Raw genomic sequence first — 18,356 nt, forward strand, 5'->3', positions numbered from 1 at the left:
AGATGTGCGCGGGGGTCTTCCGATCAGAACATGTTCTAGATCATGCTGGTCGGAATCGCCTGAAGCCAGCGGGCGACGCGCTAAGCCTCCGCGTCGACCCGCAGGCTCGGAAGGACCACGCGAAACACCGCCCCCATGCCTGGCGCCGAGTCGATCGTGAGCTTGCCGCGATGACGCAGCACGATATGCTTGACGATGGCGAGGCCGAGCCCGGTTCCGCCCTTGGCGCGGCTCTTTCCGACATCCACGCGATAGAAGCGCTCGGTCAGACGCGGAATATGCTCGGGCGCGATGCCCGGGCCATTGTCTTGCACGGAGAAGATCGCCTCGCGCGCCGTCGTGACGAGCGTGACCCGGATCTTCCCAGGCTCGCCGCCATCGGGACGACCGTATTTGATCGCGTTCTCGACCAGATTCTCGAGAACGCGCGCAAGCTCGTCGCGATCTCCCGGCGTGATCACATTGGGCGCGATGTCGATCTCGAGCGAAAGGCCCGTGTCCTCGGCCATCGGAACGAGCGTGTCGCAGATGTGAGCAACGAGCATGGTGAGATCGACAGGCGTGTCGGGGCGCAGATGCAAGTGCTGCTCGATGCGCGACAGCGACAACAGATCGTCGACGAGCCGCGCCATGCGCTGCGTCTGCTCGCGCATGATGCCCAAGAATCGTTCGCGCGCCTTGGGATCGTCGCGCGCCGGCCCTTGCAGCGTCTCGACGAAGCCCAGGAGGGACGCCAGCGGCGTGCGCAGCTCGTGACTGGCGTTGGCGACGAAGTCGGCGCGCATTCGTTCGACGCGTCGCGCTTCGGTGAGGTCGCGGAGCGCGATGACGGCGGCGGGCGCGTATCCCTCGACGCGGAGCGGCGCGATCAGCGCCTCGAACCAGCATTCGACCGGCAGCCGCTCGATCCACAAGGCCTTCTCGGTCCGCCCGCTCTCCAAGACCCGGCCGAGCGCATCCAGCACGTCCGGCGCGCGCAGGCTTCGCGCCAGAGGCTCGCCCTCCCGCAGCGTCGGCAGCAGCGTGCGCGCGGACGGGTTGGCCGCGGCGACGCGCTCGCCCGCGTCGATGAGGAAGATCGCCTCCGGCAGCGTGTCGATCAGCGCGCGAAGCGGCGCGTCTTCTTGGAGGGGCTTGGCTTCTTTTTGCGGCGTGGCCGCTGGTCTCTTGCTGAAAGAATCAAATCTCATCATGACGGCCCTCGCCGGCGGAGCAGCTTGAAAAAGACCTCCCGGAGCTCGGCCCAGCGATTCCCGCCGCCCTGCCGGGCAATGAGCAGCGTCGCGATCGAAAAAGGCACGAGATAATAGAAGATGCGGAAAAGCAGCAAGGCGGCGAGGAGCGACTCCTGCGAGGGCGCGTAGAGCACGCCGAGCATGAAGGCCTCGAACACGCCGATCCCGCCCGGCGCGTGGCTCGCCCCACCCACGATCGCCGCCGCGACATAGACGGCGCCGAGCGCCAGCGGGCCGACGCTCTGGGTCTCGGGCGGCAGGAAGGCGTAAATGGTCAGCGCCGCGCCGCCGAAGTCGGCGACCCCGACCGCGAGCTGGCCCAGGAACACGCGCGGACCAGGCAGTTGCAGCACGCCGCCGAAGAGCCGTAGCGTTCCGCGCTTGCCGGCGATGAAGAACGCATAGGTGTAAAGTCCGCCAAAGAGCAGGAGCCCGGCCGCGATATTCGCGAACCACGGCAGATGGTCGATCGAGGCGAGCGACACCGCGCCGAAGACGAAGCCGAGCGCCGCCAATGTCGTCATGCCGAGCCAGAAGGTGAGCGTCGCAAACAGCGTGATCGTCACGACCTCGCGCGCGGAGAGGCCTTCCTTGGAGTATATCCAGTAGCGCGTCGCGACCCCTGTCAGGAGCGGAAAGCCGAGCGTGAAGGAGAAAGCGTTGCCGGCGAGCGAGGCGAGCGCGGTCACCCGCAGCGGCGGCCGTCGGTCGAGCACGTGGAGCGCCAGCAGGTCGTAGCCCAGCAGCGCGGTATAGGAGGCGATCGTCGTCGCGAAGGCGAACAGAAGCCTTGGCCCCGATGTCGCTTTAAGCGCGGCGATGAACTCCTCAAAGCGCAAATTGACGATGATGCGACCGAGAAAATACATCGCGCCGGCAAAAAGCGCGATGGAGAGCGCCGCGCCAAGCCAGCCGCTGAGGTTATGCGGCAGGATCTCGCGCGCCTCGGGCGCGAGCGCCTCCGGCAGCGCCGCCTCGTCCAAAGCCAGCGAGTCCGCATCCGCGTCGCTTCTTCCCAACTCCTCCGACCCTTTCATAGAGCCTCCTTTGAAGAGGCGCTTTTTGATCCGTTGCATCGACTCTCCCGCGCGAACGATGACATTAGGATGACTGGACGGCCCCGAAGCTCTCGGAAGCGCTCCAAGGAGCCGCAGACGGGCGGCTCAGGCCAAGGCCTCCCTTGCCTTTCCTGCTCGTCTAAGCTTGAACTGACGGAATCTCCTGGGCCGCCCGATTCGCCGCCCCGCCAAAGGACCCTCATGCGTCTGTCCCGTTACTGCTTGCCCATTCTGCGCGAAAAGCCGAAAGAAGCCGAGATCGTCTCGCATCGGCTGATGCTTCGCGCCGGTCTCATTCGGCAGGAGTCGGCGGGCATCTACGCCTGGCTACCGCTCGGGCTCAAGGTCCTGAACAAGATCAACGCGATCATCCGCGACGGGCGGCCCGGCGCAAAATTCGCCACGCTCGATCTGATCGGTCTGCCCTGGCGGATTGTCGTCGGCCCGAAAGACCTCGCCGACGGCAAGATCGAGCTGAAGCGTCGCCGCACGGGCCAGCGCGAAAATCTCTCCCCAGAAGCTGCGGTCGCGCATGTTGTCGCCGCGGTGAAGGCGGCGCAAGGGGGATCCGAGTGACCGACGCTTCCCGCGCCCGCAATGGCGGCGGCATCTTCTCCGCCTTCGAGTGGATGGTCGCGCTGCGCTATCTGCGCGCGAGACGAGCGGACGGCTTCGTCTCGGTCATCGTGCTCTTTTCTTTTCTGGGCATCGTGCTCGGCGTCGCGACGCTCATCGTCGTGATGTCGGTGATGAACGGCTTCCATCGCGAATTGATGGACAAGATTCTGGGCTTTAACGGTCACGCCTTCGTGCAGGCGGCCGAGCCGCCCTTTAACGACTGGCCCGACGTCACAAAGCAGCTCTCCTCGATCCCCGGCGTGACGCTCGCCGTGCCCATGGTCGAGAGCCCCGCGGGGGTCTCCTCGCAATACGAGCAGAGGGGCGTTTTTGCGCGTGGCATTCGCGAGGAAGACCTCAAGCGCCTGCCCGGCGTCGCCGGGAACGTGCGCGACGGGACTTTCAACGGCTTCGACAAGGCGGGCGGTCTCGCGATCGGCGCGCGCCTCGCCGAGCAGCTCGGCGTCGGCGTTGGCGACAAGGTGAGCCTCATCATCGCCAAGGGCGCGCAGACGCCTTTCGGCGTGATGCCGCGCATCAAGGCCTATCCGGTCGTCGCGATCTTCTCGATCGGCATGTCGGAGTTCGACAGTCTCTTCCTTTATATGCCGCTTGCCGAGGCGCAGGCATTCTTCAACCGAGGCAACGAGGTCACAGTCGTCGAGGCCTTCGTCAAAGATCCGGAAAAGATCGACGATCTCAGGACCGCTGTGGGCAAATTGATCACGCGGCCGCTGATGCTCCAGGACTGGCGCGAGCGCAACAAGACTTTCTTCGACACCTTGCAGGTCGAGAAAAACATCCTCTTCATCATATTGATGCTCATCGTCGTTGTCGCGGCCTTCAACATTGTGTCGGGCCTCACCATGCTCGTGAAGGACAAGACGAAGGACATCGCCATCCTGCGCACCATGGGGGCGACGCGCGGGGCCGTGCTGCGCATTTTTCTGATCGTCGGCGCCTCGATCGGGGTGCTCGGCGATCTCTTCGGCTTCGTGCTCGGCCTCGCGCTCGCCAAGAATCTCGAGAGCATCCGCACGATGCTCAACCAGCTAATGCATTTGAACCTGTTTCCGGCGGAGTTCTATTTCCTTTCGCGCCTGCCCTCGATCGTCGAGCCGGGCGGGGTCGCGCTCGTCGTCGGCATGGCCTTCGCGCTGGCGATTCTCGCCTCGATCTATCCGGCCTGGAAGGCGGCGTCGCTTGACCCCGTCGAAGCCCTGCGAAGCGAGTAACACGCATGGCCCGTGCCGCGCTCCAGCTCATCGACCTCTGCCGGCATTATCGAGAGGGCGACGCGCGTCTCGACATTCTCGCGGGCGCGAGCCTCACGCTCTATCCCGGGGAGACCGTGGCGCTGATCGCGCCGTCGGGCGCCGGCAAATCGACGCTGCTGCACGTCGCCGGCCTCCTGGAGCGGCCAGACGCCGGCGAGGTGCTGATCGACGGTCAGCCGACCTCTCGGATGAACGACGATCTGCGCACACGGCTGCGGCGCAATTCGATCGGCTTCGTCTATCAGTTCCACCATTTGCTTCCGGAGTTCTCGGCGCTCGAAAACGTCGTGCTCCCCCAGACGATCGCGGGCTATTCGCGAAAAGAGGCGGCGGCGCGCGCGCATGAGCTCCTGAGCTATCTGGGTCTCGGCGCGCGCTGCTCGCACCGTCCGGGCGAGCTTTCGGGCGGCGAGCAGCAGCGCGTCGCCATCGCCCGCGCCGTCGCCAATGCGCCCGCCGTGCTGCTTGCCGACGAGCCGACGGGCAACCTCGATCCGCGCACCGCCGACCATGTGTTCGCGACGCTGCTGGCGCTCGCCCATGGCAGCGGCCTCGCCGCCGTCGTCGCGACGCATAATCTCGAGCTCGCCGCTCAGCTCAACCGCCGCGTGACGCTGCGTGACGGCCAGCTCATCGAGCTTGATTAGCGCGTCGTTTCCGTTGGCGCAGATGCTGTCGCGGCGCCTGTGGCGCCTTTGCAACACACTCTGAGAATTTGGTCGGCGCCGGCGACTGACATCGCATTTTCATCGAACCGTCATGCGCCGGTATGCACGTGCTGCGCGCGCCTCGATACGTTGAGAATCCGTCTCGCCGGTCAGCGCCGCAGCCCTAGAGCGCGATGCGAAAAGTGGCATTCGGCTTTTCGCATAAATCGCGCGCTAAAGCTTTGGAATCGATCGCGTCTTCCACATCCAGGCGATTCCGCCTGAACGCAGCGTGATCTCACGCCAGTCCACCCCGGAGCCTTCGAAAAATGTCCGCCGCCGTATCGCCATTGAACCGCACGCTTCTCGCTCTGGCCGCCCTGGGCGCGGCGACGCCAGCCGCCGCCGGCTCGATTTCTTCCTTCACCCAAGGGGACCTCGTCATCGAAACCGTGACGAACAGCACGGGCTTGAGCAACGCGAGCGCGCTCGACACGGCTTCGCCGATGACGCTGCAGGAATTCAGCCTCGGCTCTGGGGGGACGTCCGCTACGTCGGTGGGGACCTTCACGCTCCCGCAGACCGCCAGCGGCGCCAATTGGGCGATCTCGGGCGAATATGGCTCGGCCTCCGAAGGCTTCTTGCAGCTCTCGGGCAACGGCCATCTTCTCACGATCATGGGCTATGGCGTGAACGCCGCGACCTTCAACTCGGCGCCGCTCTCGACCTACGGCACGGCGGCGCTCGGCCAAACCACGAGCGTCTCCGGCGGCTCCTACACGGTCGTGCCGCGTGTCGTGGCCGCTATCGGCGCGAACGGAAGCGTCGACACCTCGACGGCGGTCTTGAACTTTGCGAACACGAACAATCCGCGCAGCGTCTATACGGTCGATGGTTCGTCCTTCTATGTTTCCGGCCAGGGCGGGAGCAAAACCGATCCGACGCAGGGCGTCCAGCTCGTGAATCGCGGCGCCTCGACCGGCACGACGATCAACAATCAGACCGATGTGCGCTTCGTGACGGGCTACAACAACACGCTCTATGCTTCTCGCGACTATAATCCCTCGGGAAGCGGCGCTCAGAACTACACCGGCGTCGTTCAACTCGGGTCGACGAGCGTGCTTCCGACCTCCGCGGTGACGACGCCGACCCACATCGTCCCGGCGGCTTCGCCTCTCTCTCTCGGCGGCAACAACGGCTCCATCAATCTGACGGCCGCGACCGCCAACGGGGTCAACAACTCCCGCATCGGCAGCTTCGTCTATCTCAGCCCCGAAGAATATTTCTTTGCGAGTCCGACCGTTCTTTATGTCGCGGACAGCGGCCAGCCGAAGAACGGCAACGCCAACAAGGCTGCGCTCGGCGAGGGCGGATTGCAGAAGTGGGTTCTCGACACCTCGACCGGCGTGTGGAGCCTCGAATACGACCTCTACCAAGGCCTGAACCTGGTGAACAACAACAACGTCAACCTTGCGGGCAATACGGTCACGACGGCTGGCGTCACCGGATTGTTCGGCCTGACCGGCAAGGTCGTCGGGAACCAGGTGGAGCTTTTCGCGACGAGCTATGGCTTGAACGAGCTGTCGCCGAGCTACCTCTATGAGATCACCGACACGCTGGACGCCACGACGGGGGCGGGTGAGGCTTTCACCACACTGTTTTCCGCTCCGACGAACGTCTCCATCCGCGGCGTCTCCTTCGCTCCGGCGCCGGGCCCCGTCCTCGGCCAGGGGCTTCTGAGCCTTGGCGGGCTTGTCGCAGCGGGGGCGCGCACGCTCTTGGCCCGCAGGCGCCGCCGCGACTGACAAGCCTGAGCCTAGAGCATGTCCTGGAAAAGCGCGAAGCGGTTTTCCGGTCAGAACATGCTCCAAACTTTTGATTTGGCGCGGTTCCTTATCGCCCGAACGTTTCCGTTCGAGCGGGAAACGCGCTCGCGAGCGCGCGAGATCACGCTGTCTTTGAGCGCAGTCGCTCAAAGGCGGCGGGGTCGTAATTCCAAAGGCGCTCGCATCGGAATTGGTCGCGCGGGATCGAAGGCCGAGCGGCGTCCCGCTCGAGCGAGACCACTCGGAAAGATATTCGAAGCCCGGGGCGCGAAAATCGCGCCCATTCCCTGCGCCGCGTAAACCCGGCCTTAATCATAACGACGGCTAATGTCATTTGGACGTTCGCAAGCTCGCGGGCGATCCATTTGCGATCCTCAAGCCCGCGCGGGGGCGAGCCTTGAATAGCCCGAACGTGGAAACGAGCTTCGGCAGCCCCGCCGCTCCGCGTCATCGCAGATCGCTCTGCGTTCAGGCGCCGCCGCCTGGCGCGAGCTTCGCGCGGGAAGGCGGCTTCCACTTTTTTGCAAGGCGATCTAGATGGCGTGCCGATTGCGCGGAATCACGCGATCGAAAAGGACTCGCACCAGATCAAGAAGTTAGAGCCTGTCCTAATCGGAAAACCGCTTCGCGCTTTTCGGGGACATGCTTTGGAGGCTGGCGGCGGCCGCACGGGAGGAGGACCATGACGCCAACGCGCCCGCCCGTCGACCGACACAGGCCTGTGATGCTCTCCGAGGCGATCGCCGCGCTCGATCCGCGGGCCGAGGGGCGTTATCTCGACGCGACTTTCGGCGCCGGCGGCTACAGCCGCGCCCTGCTCGAAACGGAGGGGGCGCGCGTGCTCGCTCTCGACCGCGATCCGGCGGCTGTTCGCGATGGCGCTGGGCTCGTCGAAGCGGCCCGCGGTCGGCTCAAGCTCGTCGAGGCCCGCTTCTCGAAGCTCGAGGAGGTCGCCGCTCGCGAAGATTTTCTCCCGTTGCACGGCGCGGTCTTCGACATTGGCGTCTCGTCGATGCAGCTCGATCAGCCGGAACGCGGCTTTTCCTTTCGCGAGGACGGGCCGCTCGACATGCGCATGGGCGGATCGGGACCGACCGCCGCGGATCTCGTCAACACGGCTTCCGAGGAGAAGCTCGCGGATGTTTTCTATTATTTTGGCGAGGAGCGCGCTGCGCGGCGGATCGCCCGCGCGATCGTCCATGACCGCCAGGCGGAACCCTTTCTGACGACCGGCCAGCTGGCGGGCCTCATCGCGCGCGTCGCGCCGCAGCGCCACAGCGACATTCACCCCGCGACGCGTAGCTTCCAGGCGCTGCGCATCGCCGTCAACGACGAGCTCGCCGAGCTCGTCGAGGGCCTCTGCGCCGCAGAACGCGCGCTCGCTCCAGACGGACGCCTGGCCGTGGTGACCTTTCATTCGCTCGAGGATCGGCTGGTCAAGCTCTTCCTGGCGGCGCGCTCGGGGCGTGGCGAGACGCGCTCGCGCCGCCTGCCTGGCGAGCCGACGCCCCCGCCCCAGACCTTTCGACTCGAGGGGCGTCAGCCCGTCGCGCCGCTCCCGGGCGAGATCGCCGCCAATCCACGCGCCCGCTCGGCCAAGCTTCGCGTCGCCGTTCGCACGGCGGCGCCCGCCAGGGACCGCGACGAAGTTCTGGCCCAGCGCGCCCGCCTGCCGGCGGCGCCCGGCGAAAGGAGCTAACATGCTCCGTTTGTTCAATATTCTCTCGATCTTGGTGCTGCTTGGCTCTGCGGTCTACGCCTATACGATCAAATATGAGACGACCTTCCGCACCGAGCAGATCGCCAAGGCGAAACTCGAGATCAAGTCGGAGCAGGACGCGATCGGCGTGCTTCGCGCCGAATGGGCCTTTCTGACGCGGCCCGAACGCATCCAGAAACTGGCGGACCGCTACCTCGATCTCGAACCGCTGTCGCTTGCTCAGATCGACAGTTTCGCGGCGCTGCCGGAGCGGCTCCCCCACGCCGACGCGATCGGCGACAAGATCGACCTGCTGGGGCTCGGGGTCGCGAGCACGCCTTCAGCCGACCCGGCGGCGGCGCCGGCGACGCCGCGGGCGAGGAGCGGCGCCTCGACCAAAACGACGGCGACCGCAAGATGAGGATCGCGATCGAAACCTCTCCTCGACCAACCGCCAAGGCCCAGGGCCGGTTGGCGCGGCTCGGCAGGCTGGCGCGCGGCCTCTTCTCGACGAGCCTCGCTCTCAGCGCGTCGCGCATGCGCCTCGTCGCGCTGCTTTTTCTCGGGATCTACGGGCTCGTCTGCTGCCGGCTCGTCTATCTCGGCCTGAAGCCAGAGCCCGTCAACCTGCGTCGCGCCGCGGCGGATGCGGTGGCGGCGGCGCGTCCCGACCTGCTCGACCGAAACGGGGAAATCCTGGCGACCGACGTGAAGACCATGTCGGTGTTCGCGGAACCCAGGCGCCTCAGCGACAAGGACGAAGCCACCGAGCTCCTGACCGCGACTCTGCCGGTCGACGCCAAGCAGTTGCGCGAGCGGCTCGGGTCCCGCAAGGGCTTCGTCTGGGTCAAGCGCGAGGTGACCCCGCATCAGCGCGACGAGGTCTTCCATTTGGGGCTCGCGGGCGTCGGTCTCCTCGCCGAGAACAAGCGCATCTACCCCAATGGCCCTCTCGCCGCGCATGTGCTCGGCTTCGCGGACACCGACAACATCGGCGTCGCCGGCATGGAGAAATACGTCGACGGTCAGGGATTGGCCAGCCTGCATGGCGCGGGCTTCGAGCTGACGGCCGAAACGCTGCAGCCAATCACGCTGTCGCTCGATCTCAAGGCGACGCACGCCGTGCGCGATGAGCTTGCGAAGGGAATCGAGCACTTCAAGGCCAAGGCCGGCGCGGCTGCGATCATGGATGTCAACACCGGCGAGGTCGTCGCGATGGCGTCAGTGCCCGACTACGACCCCAACGGCTCGCCGAATATCCGCGACAAGGAGCTGATCAACCGGCTCAACGTCGGCATCTATGAAATGGGCTCGACCTTCAAGGCGCTGACGATCGCGATGGCGCTCGATTCCGGCAAGGTCAATCTGAACTCGCGCCTGGACGCCCGCGGCGAGCTTAGCCTCGGGCGGGCGACGATTCATGACTATCACGCGACGCACGCCATGCTGACCGTGCCCGAGGTGTTCGTTCATTCCTCGAATATTGGCACGGCGCGCATGGCGCTCGGCCAGGGGGTCGAGAAGCACAGGGCGTTCCTGTATAAGCTGGGCCAGCTCACGCGCATGCACACGGAGCTGCCCGAGAGCGCCGAGCCGATGTGGCCGAGAAAGAGGTGGAGCGAGCTCAGCACGGCGACGATCGCCTTCGGTCACGGCATCGCCGTGGCGCCGATGCAGGCGATGATGGGCGTAGCCGCCTTGGTGAACGGCGGCTATCTCATGAGCCCCACCTTTTTGAAGCGCAGCGAGGAAGAGGCGAGGAAGAATGCGACGCAGGTCATCAAGCCGGAAACCAGCGAGGCTATGCGCTGTTTGATGAGACTGAACGCTGAGATCGGCACGGCGAAAAAGGTCAACGTCCCCGGCTATTACGTCGGGGGCAAGACGGGCACGGCCGAGAAGGCCATCCACGGACATTATGTGAAGAACAGGCTTTTCACGACCTTCATGGCGGTGATGCCGGCGGACAAGCCGAAGTATCTCTTCCTCACGCTGATGGATGAGCCTCAGGGCCTGCCGGAAACGCACGGCGAGGCGACCGCGGCCTGGAATTCCGGCATTGTGACCGGCGAGATCATCAAGCGCGTCGCGCCTATTCTGGGAATGGCGCCGCGGTCCGATCCGACGCAGCCCTTCCCGTTGCTGGCCAAGCAAGGCTATAGCTGCTCCCTCGCGCCCACCGTGGCCGCCGCCTCTGGAGCGCATTAATGCGCCTCGGGGAGCTCCTGCCCGGCGCGGACCTCGCGCCCTCCTTGCGCGACCTGGAGATTTCCGGGCTGAGCGCCGACAGCCGCGCGATCAAGCCCGGGTATCTCTTTTTCGCAATCCCCGGCCACAAGGGCGACGGTCTCGATTTCGCTTCCGACGCCGCGGCCCGCGGCGCGGTCGCCGTTGTCGCCCAGCGCGTCGCGGCGAGCGCTCCGCCGCTGATCCTCGTCCCCGACGCGCGCCGGGCTCTCGCGCTCGCAGCCGCCCGCTTTCACCCCCGCCAACCGACAACAATCGCCCTCGTGACGGGAACGAGCGGCAAGACCTCCGTCGTCGCTTTCCTGCGCCAAATTTGGCAGGCGCTCGGTCATGAGGCGGCGTCTCTCGGCACGATCGGGCTCGTGGACAAAGCGGGCGCCCGCTATGGCGCGCTGACCACTCCCGGCCCCGTCGAGCTGCACGAGATCCTCGACGCCGGCGCAGGGCGAGGAATCACCCATCTCGCGATGGAGGCGTCGTCGCTCGGCGTCGAGCAGCGCCGGCTCGACGGCGTCAAGGCGACGCTCGCCGCCTTCACGAATTTCTCGCGCGACCATCTCGACCACCACCCGGACCTGGAAGCCTATTTCCAAGCGAAAATGCGCCTCTTCGAGGCGCTCTTGCGGCCTGGCCAGCCGGTCGTCGTCGACGCCGACAGCGACGCCGCGCCGCGCGTGCTCTCGGTGCTGCGCGCGCGCGGCCTCGAGCCCTTCACCGTGGGCGCGAAGGGCGAGACGATCGCCCTGCTCGAGATGCGACCGCGCGCGCTCTCGACCGCGTTGCGCCTGCGTCACGAGAACCAAGAATACGAGATCGAGCTGCCGCTCGCGGGGGCCTTTCAGACCTCCAACGCCTTGGTCGCCGCGGGGCTCGCCATCGCCTCAGGCGACGCGCCGGCGCGGGTCTTCTCGACGCTGTCGCGGCTGCGCGGCGCGCCGGGGCGGCTCGAGCTCGTCGGCGAGAAGAACGGCGCGCCGATCTTCGTCGATTACGCGCACAAGCCCGACGCCTTGGAGAAGGTCCTGCAAGTTCTTCGGCCGCTGGCCCAGGGCCGGCTCATCGTCGTCTTCGGCTGCGGCGGCGACCGCGATCAGGGAAAGCGGCCGCTGATGGGCGCGATCGCTACGCGCGAAGCCGACGTCGTCATCGTCACCGACGACAACCCGCGCAGCGAGGACGCCGCGGCGATCCGGGCGGCCATTCTGGCGGGCGCGCGCGAGGTCGATCCCGCCAAGGCGAGCGAGATCGCCGATCGCGAGAACGCGATCAGGAGCGCCGTCGCCGGATTGGGACTTGGAGATGTCCTCGTCGTCGCCGGCAAAGGCCACGAGACAGGCCAGATCGTCGGGGGGACGACCTATCCATTCTCTGACCAGGACGTCGTCGCCAAGGCGCTCGGCCTCAACCGAAAGGACGTGGCGTGACGAATCATGCGCTCTGGAGCGGGCTAGCTCTCGTCGGCGCCCTCAACGCGCGCGTCAGCGGCAGCGCCCTGCCGCTCGGCGTCGGCGGGGTGTCGATCGATACGCGGAGCCTGGCGCCCGGCGACCTGTTCTTCGCGATCAACGGCGAATCGCGCGACGGGCACCAATTCGTGGGGGCGGCCTTCGAGCGCGGAGCGGCGGCTGCGGTCATCGACGAGGCGCACGCCGCCGAGCTCTCGGGCTCGGGGCGGCCGCTCTACATCGTGAAGGACACGCAGCAGGCGCTCGAACGCCTTGGAGCGCAAGGGCGGGCGCGCGCCGCCGCCTATGTTGCGGCGATCACGGGCTCCGTCGGCAAGACCTCGACGAAGGAGATGGCGCGAGAGGTTCTCTCGCATTTCGGCCCCACTCACGCATCTGCGGCCTCCTACAACAATCAATGGGGCGTGCCCCTGTCGCTGGCGCGCATGCCCGCCGACACGCGGTTCGGCGTTTTCGAGCTCGGCATGAACCACCCCGGGGAGATCGCCTCGCTCGTGCAGCTCGTTCAGCCGCATGTTGCGGTTGTGACCAGGGTCGCGCCGGCGCATCTTGAGCATTTCGGATCGATCGAGGCGATCGCCGACGCGAAAGCCGAAATTTTCGGGGGCTTGATCGAAGGCGGCGTGGCCATATTGAACCGCGACGACGCGGTGTATGAGCGCCTCCTCGGCGCGGCCCGGATTCTTGGGGCGGCGCATGTCTTCACCTTTGGAAAAAGCCCCGAGGCGCAGGCGCGCCTGCTCTCCTATGAAACCATAGACGGCGCGGGCGTCGTAAACGCCGAGATTTTAGGACTTTCCATGCAGTTTGGCGTTGGCGCGCCGGGAGAGCATCTTGCGCTCAACGCGTTGGCCGTCCTGCTCGTCGCCTATGTCTTCGGCGTCGACCTCGACGCGGCCGCCGCAAAGCTCGATGGCTTCCAGGCCTCCAAAGGCCGCGGCGGGCAGGAGAAGATCGCCCTGGAAAATGGCGAGATCACTTTGATCGACGAGAGCTACAACGCCAATCCGGCCTCCGTGCGCGCGGCGCTGACGCTGCTCGCCGACGCGAAGCCCGGTCCGAGAGGCCGGCGCATCGCCGTGTTCGGCGACATGCTCGAACTCGGCCCGCAATCCGGAGAGATGCACGCCGATCTCGCCGACGACTTCCGGCGCGCCGGCGTCGATCTGCTGTTCACGGCGGGGCCGCAGGCGGCAAGCGCCTTCTACGCCGTCCCCGACGCCATGCGGGGCGCACACCGCAGAACCGCCGCGGAGCTCGAGGAGCCGTTTCTCTCGTCTCTGCGCGACGGAGACGTCGTCATGCTCAAAGGATCGAACGCGATGCGCATGGGTTCGCTGGCGCACCGTCTGCGCGCCAATTCTGCAGCGAATCTGCCGCAAGGACGCTGATCATGCTCTCGTTGCTCGCCGAATATTCCCATCTCTTCGGTCCGCTCAATGTCTTTCGCTATATCACCTTCCGCGCAGCCTGCGCGGCGGCGACCGCGCTGTTCTTCGTGTTCTTCTTCGGCCCGCAAGTCATCAATGCTCTGCGCGTCAAGCAAGGCAAAGGACAGCCGATCCGCGCGGACGGCCCGCCTTCGCACCTGCTGACGAAGAAAGGCACGCCCACGATGGGCGGGCTGATGATCCTCTCGGGGCTCGTCGCGGCCACGCTGCTTTGGGCTAATCTGCGCAATCCTTACGCTTGGATCGTGCTTTACGTCACGGTGGCCTTCGGCTCGATCGGCTTCTATGACGACTATCTGAAGGTCACGAAGCAGTCGCACTTCGGCTTTTCCGGCTGGTTGCGTCTCGGCTTCGAGTTCGCCATCGGAATCGGCGCCTGCTATCTGATGATGCGCGCCGGCGGCGACGACATGCACAAGGTCGCCATTCCGATCATGAAGGGCTATTTGCTCGACCTCGGCTGGCTGTTCCCGATCTTTGGCGGCTTCGTCATCGTCGCGGCGGGCAATTGCGTCAATCTGACGGACGGCCTCGACGGATTGGCGATCGTGCCGTCAATGATCGCCGCCGGCACTTTCGCGATCATCGCTTATCTCGTCGGCAACAGCGTCTTCTCTTCCTATCTCGGCATCAACCATGTGGCGGGCGTCGGCGAGCTGACGATTATCTGCTCGGCCATGATTGGCGCGGGCCTCGGCTTCCTTTGGTTCAACGCGCCGCCGGCGCAAATCTTCATGGGAGACACGGGCTCGCTGGCGCTCGGCGGCCTCATCGGCACGATCGCGGTGGCGGTGAAGCAGGAATTTCTGCTGCCGATCATCGGCGGACTCTTCGTGCTCGAAGGCGTCTCGGTCATCGTGCAGGTCGGCTACTATAAGGCGACCGGCAAACGCATCTTCCTCATGGCGCCCATCCATCACCACTTCGAGCAGAAGGGCTGGAAGGAGCCGCAGATCGTGATCCGTTTCTGGATCATCGCCTTCGTGCTGGCGCTGATCGGCCTGTCAACGCTGAAGCTAAGGTGAGCCGATGACCCCGATCGAAAGCTTCCGCGAAAGACAGGTCGCCTTGTTCGGGCTCGACGCCCCCGGCCTCGCCACGCTGCGCGCTCTGATGGCGGGCGGGGCTTCGGTCACGGCCTGGGACGACGCCGAGAGCGCGCGCCTCCAGGCGATCGCCGAAGGGATGAACGTCGCGGATCTTTCCGTCGCGGATTGGGGCCGCTTCGACGCACTGATCTTGACGCCCGGCGCGGCGCCGACCCATCCCGTCCCGCATTGGACGGTCGAGCGCGCGCAGGCCGCCGGCGTGGAAATCATCGGCGATCTCGAGCTTTTTTGCCGGGAGCGGGAGGCGCGCGCGCCGGGCGCCGTTTTCGTCGTCGTGACCGGCGCGAACGGCCAGTCCACGACGAGCGCGCTCATCGCGCATATTCTGCGCGAGGCCGGCAGGGAGCCGCAGCTCGGAGGAGACGTCGGCCAGCCGATCCTCTCTCTTGCGCCGCCGGACGACGAGCGCATTCATGTCGTCGAGGTCTCTTCCTTCCAGATCGACCTCGCGCCCTCTCTCTCGCCGACCGTCGGACTTTTGCTCAATCTCTCTCCCGATCATCTCGATCGACAGGGCTCGATGGAGCGCGATGCGGCGGTCAAGGAGCGCGTCCCCTCGAACGCTGAAATCGCCCTGGTCGGCGTGGACGACGCTTATTGCCACGCGATCGGCGCAAAGCTGATCGCGGAGGCCGCCGAGGGTCGGCGGGTCGCGCCCGTGTCCGGCGAACGCAGCCTCGACTGGGGCTTCTACGCCGAGGGAGACGAGATCCTTTATCGCGCGGCGGGAGATCCGGAGGTTCAGGTCGAATCGCTCGGCGCCTTGCCCAAGGCGCGCGCGCTGGTTGGCGCGTATAATCGCCAGAACGCGATCTTCGCCGCCGCCGCCTGTTGGGAGCTCGGTCTCTCCGATGAAGAGATCGCTCAAGGGCTCGTCAGCTTCACGGGCGTGCCGCATCGCCTCGAAACTGTCGCGAAGGTCGGCCGCGTGCTCTTCGTCAATGACAGCAAGGCGACCGATGCGGCAGCGGCGGCGCGCGCGCTCGCCGAGTTCTCGGAAATCTTCTGGATTCTCGGCGGAAAGCCCAAGCACGGCGGGATTGAGTCCCTGCGGCCGTTCTTCCCGCGCGTCGCCAAAGCCTATCTCATCGGCGAGGCGACCGAGGAATTCGCCGAAACCCTTGAAGGCTACGTCCCCTTCGAGCGCTGCTGCGCGCTCACCGTCGCGACGGACCGGGCGGCGAGCGACGCGGTGGCGAGCGCCGCGCGCGATCCCGTGGTGCTGCTGGCGCCGGCCTGCGCGTCCTACGACCAGTTCGCTGACTTCGAAGCGCGCGGCGAGGCCTTTCGCGAAATCGTTCAAAGAATCGCCGCTCTCGATCAAGGAGACGCCTCATGATGTCGCGCGCGCATCGTTCGCCGATCGGCGAATGGGCCTGGACGGTGGATCGCTGGCTGCTCGCGGCGATCGGCGTGTTGATGGTCGTCGGCCTCGTGTTCTCGATGGCGGGCGGTCCGCCGGAAGCCGAGCGGCTGCATCTTCCGACATTCTACTTCGTCAATCGGCAGGCCATGACCTTGCTGCCGGCGATCGCCGTTATGTTCGGCGTGTCGCTGCTCTCCCCCCGTCATATTCGCCGCGCCGCGCTCGTGTTGTTTCTGGTCTCGCTCGGGCTCGTCGTCGCGACGCTGTTCTTCGGGCAGGAGGTGAAGGGCGCTCGCCGCTGGATCTTCGGAATTCAGCCGTCCGAATTCGTGAAGCCCAACTTCGTCGTGCTGGTCGCCTGGGCCTTCGCGGAGGGCGCGCAGCGCAAGGGCCTCCCGGGCAACACGATCGCTCTATTGTTGTTCCCGCTCACCGTGGCGCCGCTCGTGCTGCAGCCCGACTTCGGCCAGACCATGCTGATCTCTCTGGTCTGGGCGATCCTGTTCTTCATGGCCGGCCTGCACTGGCTCTGGGTCGCAGGCATCGGGGGTCTTGGAATTTCCTCGGCGCTGCTCGCCTATAAGTTCGTGCCGCATGTGCATGCGCGCATCCAAACCTTTCTCGAGCCGCCGCCGCCGGTCACGGCCGGCGTGCCGACGAATTTCCAGGGCGAGACGGCGCTCGAGAGCTTCATCTCGGGCTCCTGGTTCGGCAAGGGGCCGGGCGAGGGAACGATCAAGCGGATGGTGCCTGACTCGCACACCGACTACATCTTCGCGGTCATCGGCGAGGAGTTCGGCGTTCTCACATGCATGCTGCTCGCGGCTCTCTTCGCGTTCATCGTGGTGCGCAGCCTTCTGTTGGCGTCGCGCAACGAAGATCCGTTCTGCCGCTTCGCGACAGCGGGCCTCGCCATGTTGTTCGGCCTGCAAGGCGCGATCAACATGATGGTCAATCTGCAACTGATGCCGGCGAAGGGCATGACTCTGCCTTTCGTCTCCTATGGCGGATCCTCGCTCATCTCGCTCGCGCTGGGCATGGGCTTTCTCCTCTCCGTGACGCGAAAGCGGCGCCGGCGCACGGATCGCGACGCGTCGGCGAAGAGCCAGCAGGCCCTCCTCAGCGGCCCGGCCGCGAGACCGGCTCTGCCGAGCCCGGCGCTATGAGCGCGGTCCCCGCGCTTCTCGCCGCCGGCGGCACCGGCGGTCATCTGTTTCCCGCCGAAGCGCTCGCGCATGTGCTCGCCGCGCGCGGCGTTCCGGTCGAGCTCGTCACCGAGGAGCGGGCGCTGCGATATGGCGACGCTTTTCCAGCCCGGGCGACGCATATGATCCCTTCGGCGACGCCGCGCGGCGGTTCGCCCGTCGAGCGCGTCCGCGCGCTGGCTCGGCTCGGCCAGGGCCTCTTCGCCTCGGTCGCGCTGCTGCGTCGCCTGCAGCCCGGCGTCGTGATCGGCTTCGGCGGCTATCCGACCGTGCCGCCGCTCCTCGCCGCCTCGCTCCTCAAGATCCCGACGATCATCCATGAAGCCAATGGCGTGATGGGCAAGGCCAACCGGTTTCTCGCGCCGCGCGCCAGCGCGATCGCCGTTGGCTTTCCCTTGGACGGGGCTCCAGCGGCCTGGCGCGAAAAAATCGTGCTGACCGGCAATCCGCTGCGCCCCAAGGCGCTCGCCGCGACGCATCTGCCCTATCCACAAGAAGGCGCGCTGCGTCTGCTCGTGACCGGCGGCTCGCAGGGCGCGCGGATCATGGCCGATGTCGTTCCCCCAGCGATCGCTTCGCTGCCCGAGGCGACGCGCGCGCGCCTGCTCGTGACGCAGCAGACGCGCGCGGAGGATCTGGCGCGCGTCTCGGAGACCTATGCTCGCGCCGGCGTCGACGCCGAGCTCGCGCCCTTCTTCGACGACCTGCCGGCGCGGATCGCGGCGTCGCATCTCGTCATCGCGCGCTCGGGCGCCTCCACCGTCTCCGAGCTCGCGGCAATCGGGCGGGCGGCGATCCTGGTGCCCTTGCCACATGCGCTCGACCAGGACCAGGCGGCCAACGCTGCGGTGCTGAGCCGGGCGGGCGGCGCCGAGATCGTGCGCCAAGAGGCCTTCACGCCGGCCTTTCTCGCCTCCCGACTCGCGCAGCTTGTGGAAAGCCCCGGAGAGTTGCGCCGCGCCGCGCAAAAAGCGAAAAGCGTTGGCGTCGTCGACGCGGCCGAACGCCTCGCCGATCTGGCGCAGCAAGTGGGCGGCGTCTGATTGCGCGATTGACGATGCGCCCTCGGAGGCCAACGCTTCTAAAAGCGACTAGAGGCGAGCCGCGAGCGCGATCCGAACGGACCATTCGAGACCGGTAAGATTTCGCGCC

15 protein-coding genes and 1 pseudogene are annotated in these 18,356 nt (G+C 66.3%); 14 read left to right on the plus strand and 2 right to left on the minus strand.

Annotated elements, in window-relative coordinates; all coding sequences use genetic code 11:
* Positions 1–80 precede the first annotated feature (80 nt).
* Both QMG80_RS04520 and QMG80_RS04525 read right to left on the minus strand, forming a co-directional pair.
* Positions 81–1,193, minus strand: coding sequence for an ATP-binding protein (locus tag QMG80_RS04520; protein ID WP_245299889.1), 1,113 nt, complete (start codon positions 1,191–1,193; stop codon positions 81–83).
* Positions 1,190–2,272, minus strand: coding sequence for a lysylphosphatidylglycerol synthase domain-containing protein (locus QMG80_RS04525; RefSeq protein ID WP_158658722.1), 1,083 nt, complete (start codon positions 2,270–2,272; stop codon positions 1,190–1,192). The genes QMG80_RS04520 and QMG80_RS04525 overlap by 4 nt, the downstream gene beginning before the upstream one ends.
* A gap of 222 nt (positions 2,273–2,494) precedes the next feature.
* Here QMG80_RS04525 and QMG80_RS21660 point away from each other — a divergent pair.
* From QMG80_RS21660 to murG, 14 genes and pseudogenes are all read left to right on the plus strand, one after another.
* Positions 2,495–2,668, plus strand: a pseudogene (locus QMG80_RS21660) (proline--tRNA ligase); the annotation flags it as partial.
* Positions 2,669–2,725: 57 nt separating this feature from the next.
* Positions 2,726–2,869, plus strand: a complete 144-nt coding sequence (locus QMG80_RS21665) for a His/Gly/Thr/Pro-type tRNA ligase C-terminal domain-containing protein (protein ID WP_425351469.1) — start codon at positions 2,726–2,728, stop codon at positions 2,867–2,869.
* Between the two features lie 53 nt (positions 2,870–2,922).
* Positions 2,923–4,146: a lipoprotein-releasing ABC transporter permease subunit gene (locus tag QMG80_RS04535; protein ID WP_085773676.1), complete on the plus strand. Its 1,224-nt coding sequence runs from the start codon at positions 2,923–2,925 to the stop codon at positions 4,144–4,146.
* 5 nt (positions 4,147–4,151) lie between these two features.
* Complete coding sequence (locus tag QMG80_RS04540; RefSeq protein ID WP_085771735.1) at positions 4,152–4,835, plus strand: ABC transporter ATP-binding protein; 684 nt, start codon at positions 4,152–4,154, stop codon at positions 4,833–4,835.
* A gap of 329 nt (positions 4,836–5,164) precedes the next feature.
* A complete protein-coding gene (locus QMG80_RS04545; protein ID WP_085771736.1) occupies positions 5,165–6,640 on the plus strand; it encodes a hypothetical protein in 1,476 nt (491 codons plus the stop codon).
* A gap of 703 nt (positions 6,641–7,343) precedes the next feature.
* Positions 7,344–8,360: a 16S rRNA (cytosine(1402)-N(4))-methyltransferase RsmH gene (gene rsmH, locus QMG80_RS04550; RefSeq protein ID WP_085771738.1), complete on the plus strand. Its 1,017-nt coding sequence runs from the start codon at positions 7,344–7,346 to the stop codon at positions 8,358–8,360.
* Position 8,361: 1 nt separating this feature from the next.
* Positions 8,362–8,781, plus strand: a complete 420-nt coding sequence (gene ftsL / locus QMG80_RS04555; RefSeq protein WP_085771739.1) for a cell division protein FtsL — start codon at positions 8,362–8,364, stop codon at positions 8,779–8,781.
* A complete protein-coding gene (locus tag QMG80_RS04560; RefSeq protein WP_085771740.1) occupies positions 8,778–10,568 on the plus strand; it encodes a peptidoglycan D,D-transpeptidase FtsI family protein in 1,791 nt (596 codons plus the stop codon). The genes ftsL and QMG80_RS04560 overlap by 4 nt, the downstream gene beginning before the upstream one ends.
* Positions 10,568–12,031: a UDP-N-acetylmuramoyl-L-alanyl-D-glutamate--2,6-diaminopimelate ligase gene (locus QMG80_RS04565; protein WP_085771741.1), complete on the plus strand. Its 1,464-nt coding sequence runs from the start codon at positions 10,568–10,570 to the stop codon at positions 12,029–12,031. The genes QMG80_RS04560 and QMG80_RS04565 overlap by 1 nt, the downstream gene beginning before the upstream one ends.
* On the plus strand, positions 12,028–13,464 hold the full coding sequence (locus QMG80_RS04570) for a UDP-N-acetylmuramoylalanyl-D-glutamyl-2,6-diaminopimelate--D-alanyl-D-alanine ligase (RefSeq protein ID WP_085771742.1): 1,437 nt from the start codon (positions 12,028–12,030) through the stop codon (positions 13,462–13,464). The genes QMG80_RS04565 and QMG80_RS04570 overlap by 4 nt, the downstream gene beginning before the upstream one ends.
* A 2-nt stretch (positions 13,465–13,466) precedes the next feature.
* Positions 13,467–14,549: a phospho-N-acetylmuramoyl-pentapeptide-transferase gene (gene mraY, locus QMG80_RS04575; protein WP_085771743.1), complete on the plus strand. Its 1,083-nt coding sequence runs from the start codon at positions 13,467–13,469 to the stop codon at positions 14,547–14,549.
* Between the two features lie 4 nt (positions 14,550–14,553).
* Positions 14,554–15,972, plus strand: coding sequence for a UDP-N-acetylmuramoyl-L-alanine--D-glutamate ligase (gene murD / locus QMG80_RS04580; protein WP_085771744.1), 1,419 nt, complete (start codon positions 14,554–14,556; stop codon positions 15,970–15,972).
* Positions 15,969–17,165: an FtsW/RodA/SpoVE family cell cycle protein gene (locus QMG80_RS04585; RefSeq protein WP_085771745.1), complete on the plus strand. Its 1,197-nt coding sequence runs from the start codon at positions 15,969–15,971 to the stop codon at positions 17,163–17,165. The genes murD and QMG80_RS04585 overlap by 4 nt, the downstream gene beginning before the upstream one ends.
* Positions 17,162–18,247 (plus strand): undecaprenyldiphospho-muramoylpentapeptide beta-N-acetylglucosaminyltransferase, encoded by a 1,086-nt coding sequence (murG, locus tag QMG80_RS04590; RefSeq protein ID WP_085771746.1) that lies wholly within the window; start codon positions 17,162–17,164, stop codon positions 18,245–18,247. The genes QMG80_RS04585 and murG overlap by 4 nt, the downstream gene beginning before the upstream one ends.
* The last annotated feature ends 109 nt before the right edge of the window (positions 18,248–18,356 follow it).

Source organism: Methylocystis bryophila, from assembly GCF_027925445.1.
Lineage (GTDB): Bacteria > Pseudomonadota > Alphaproteobacteria > Rhizobiales > Beijerinckiaceae > Methylocystis > Methylocystis bryophila.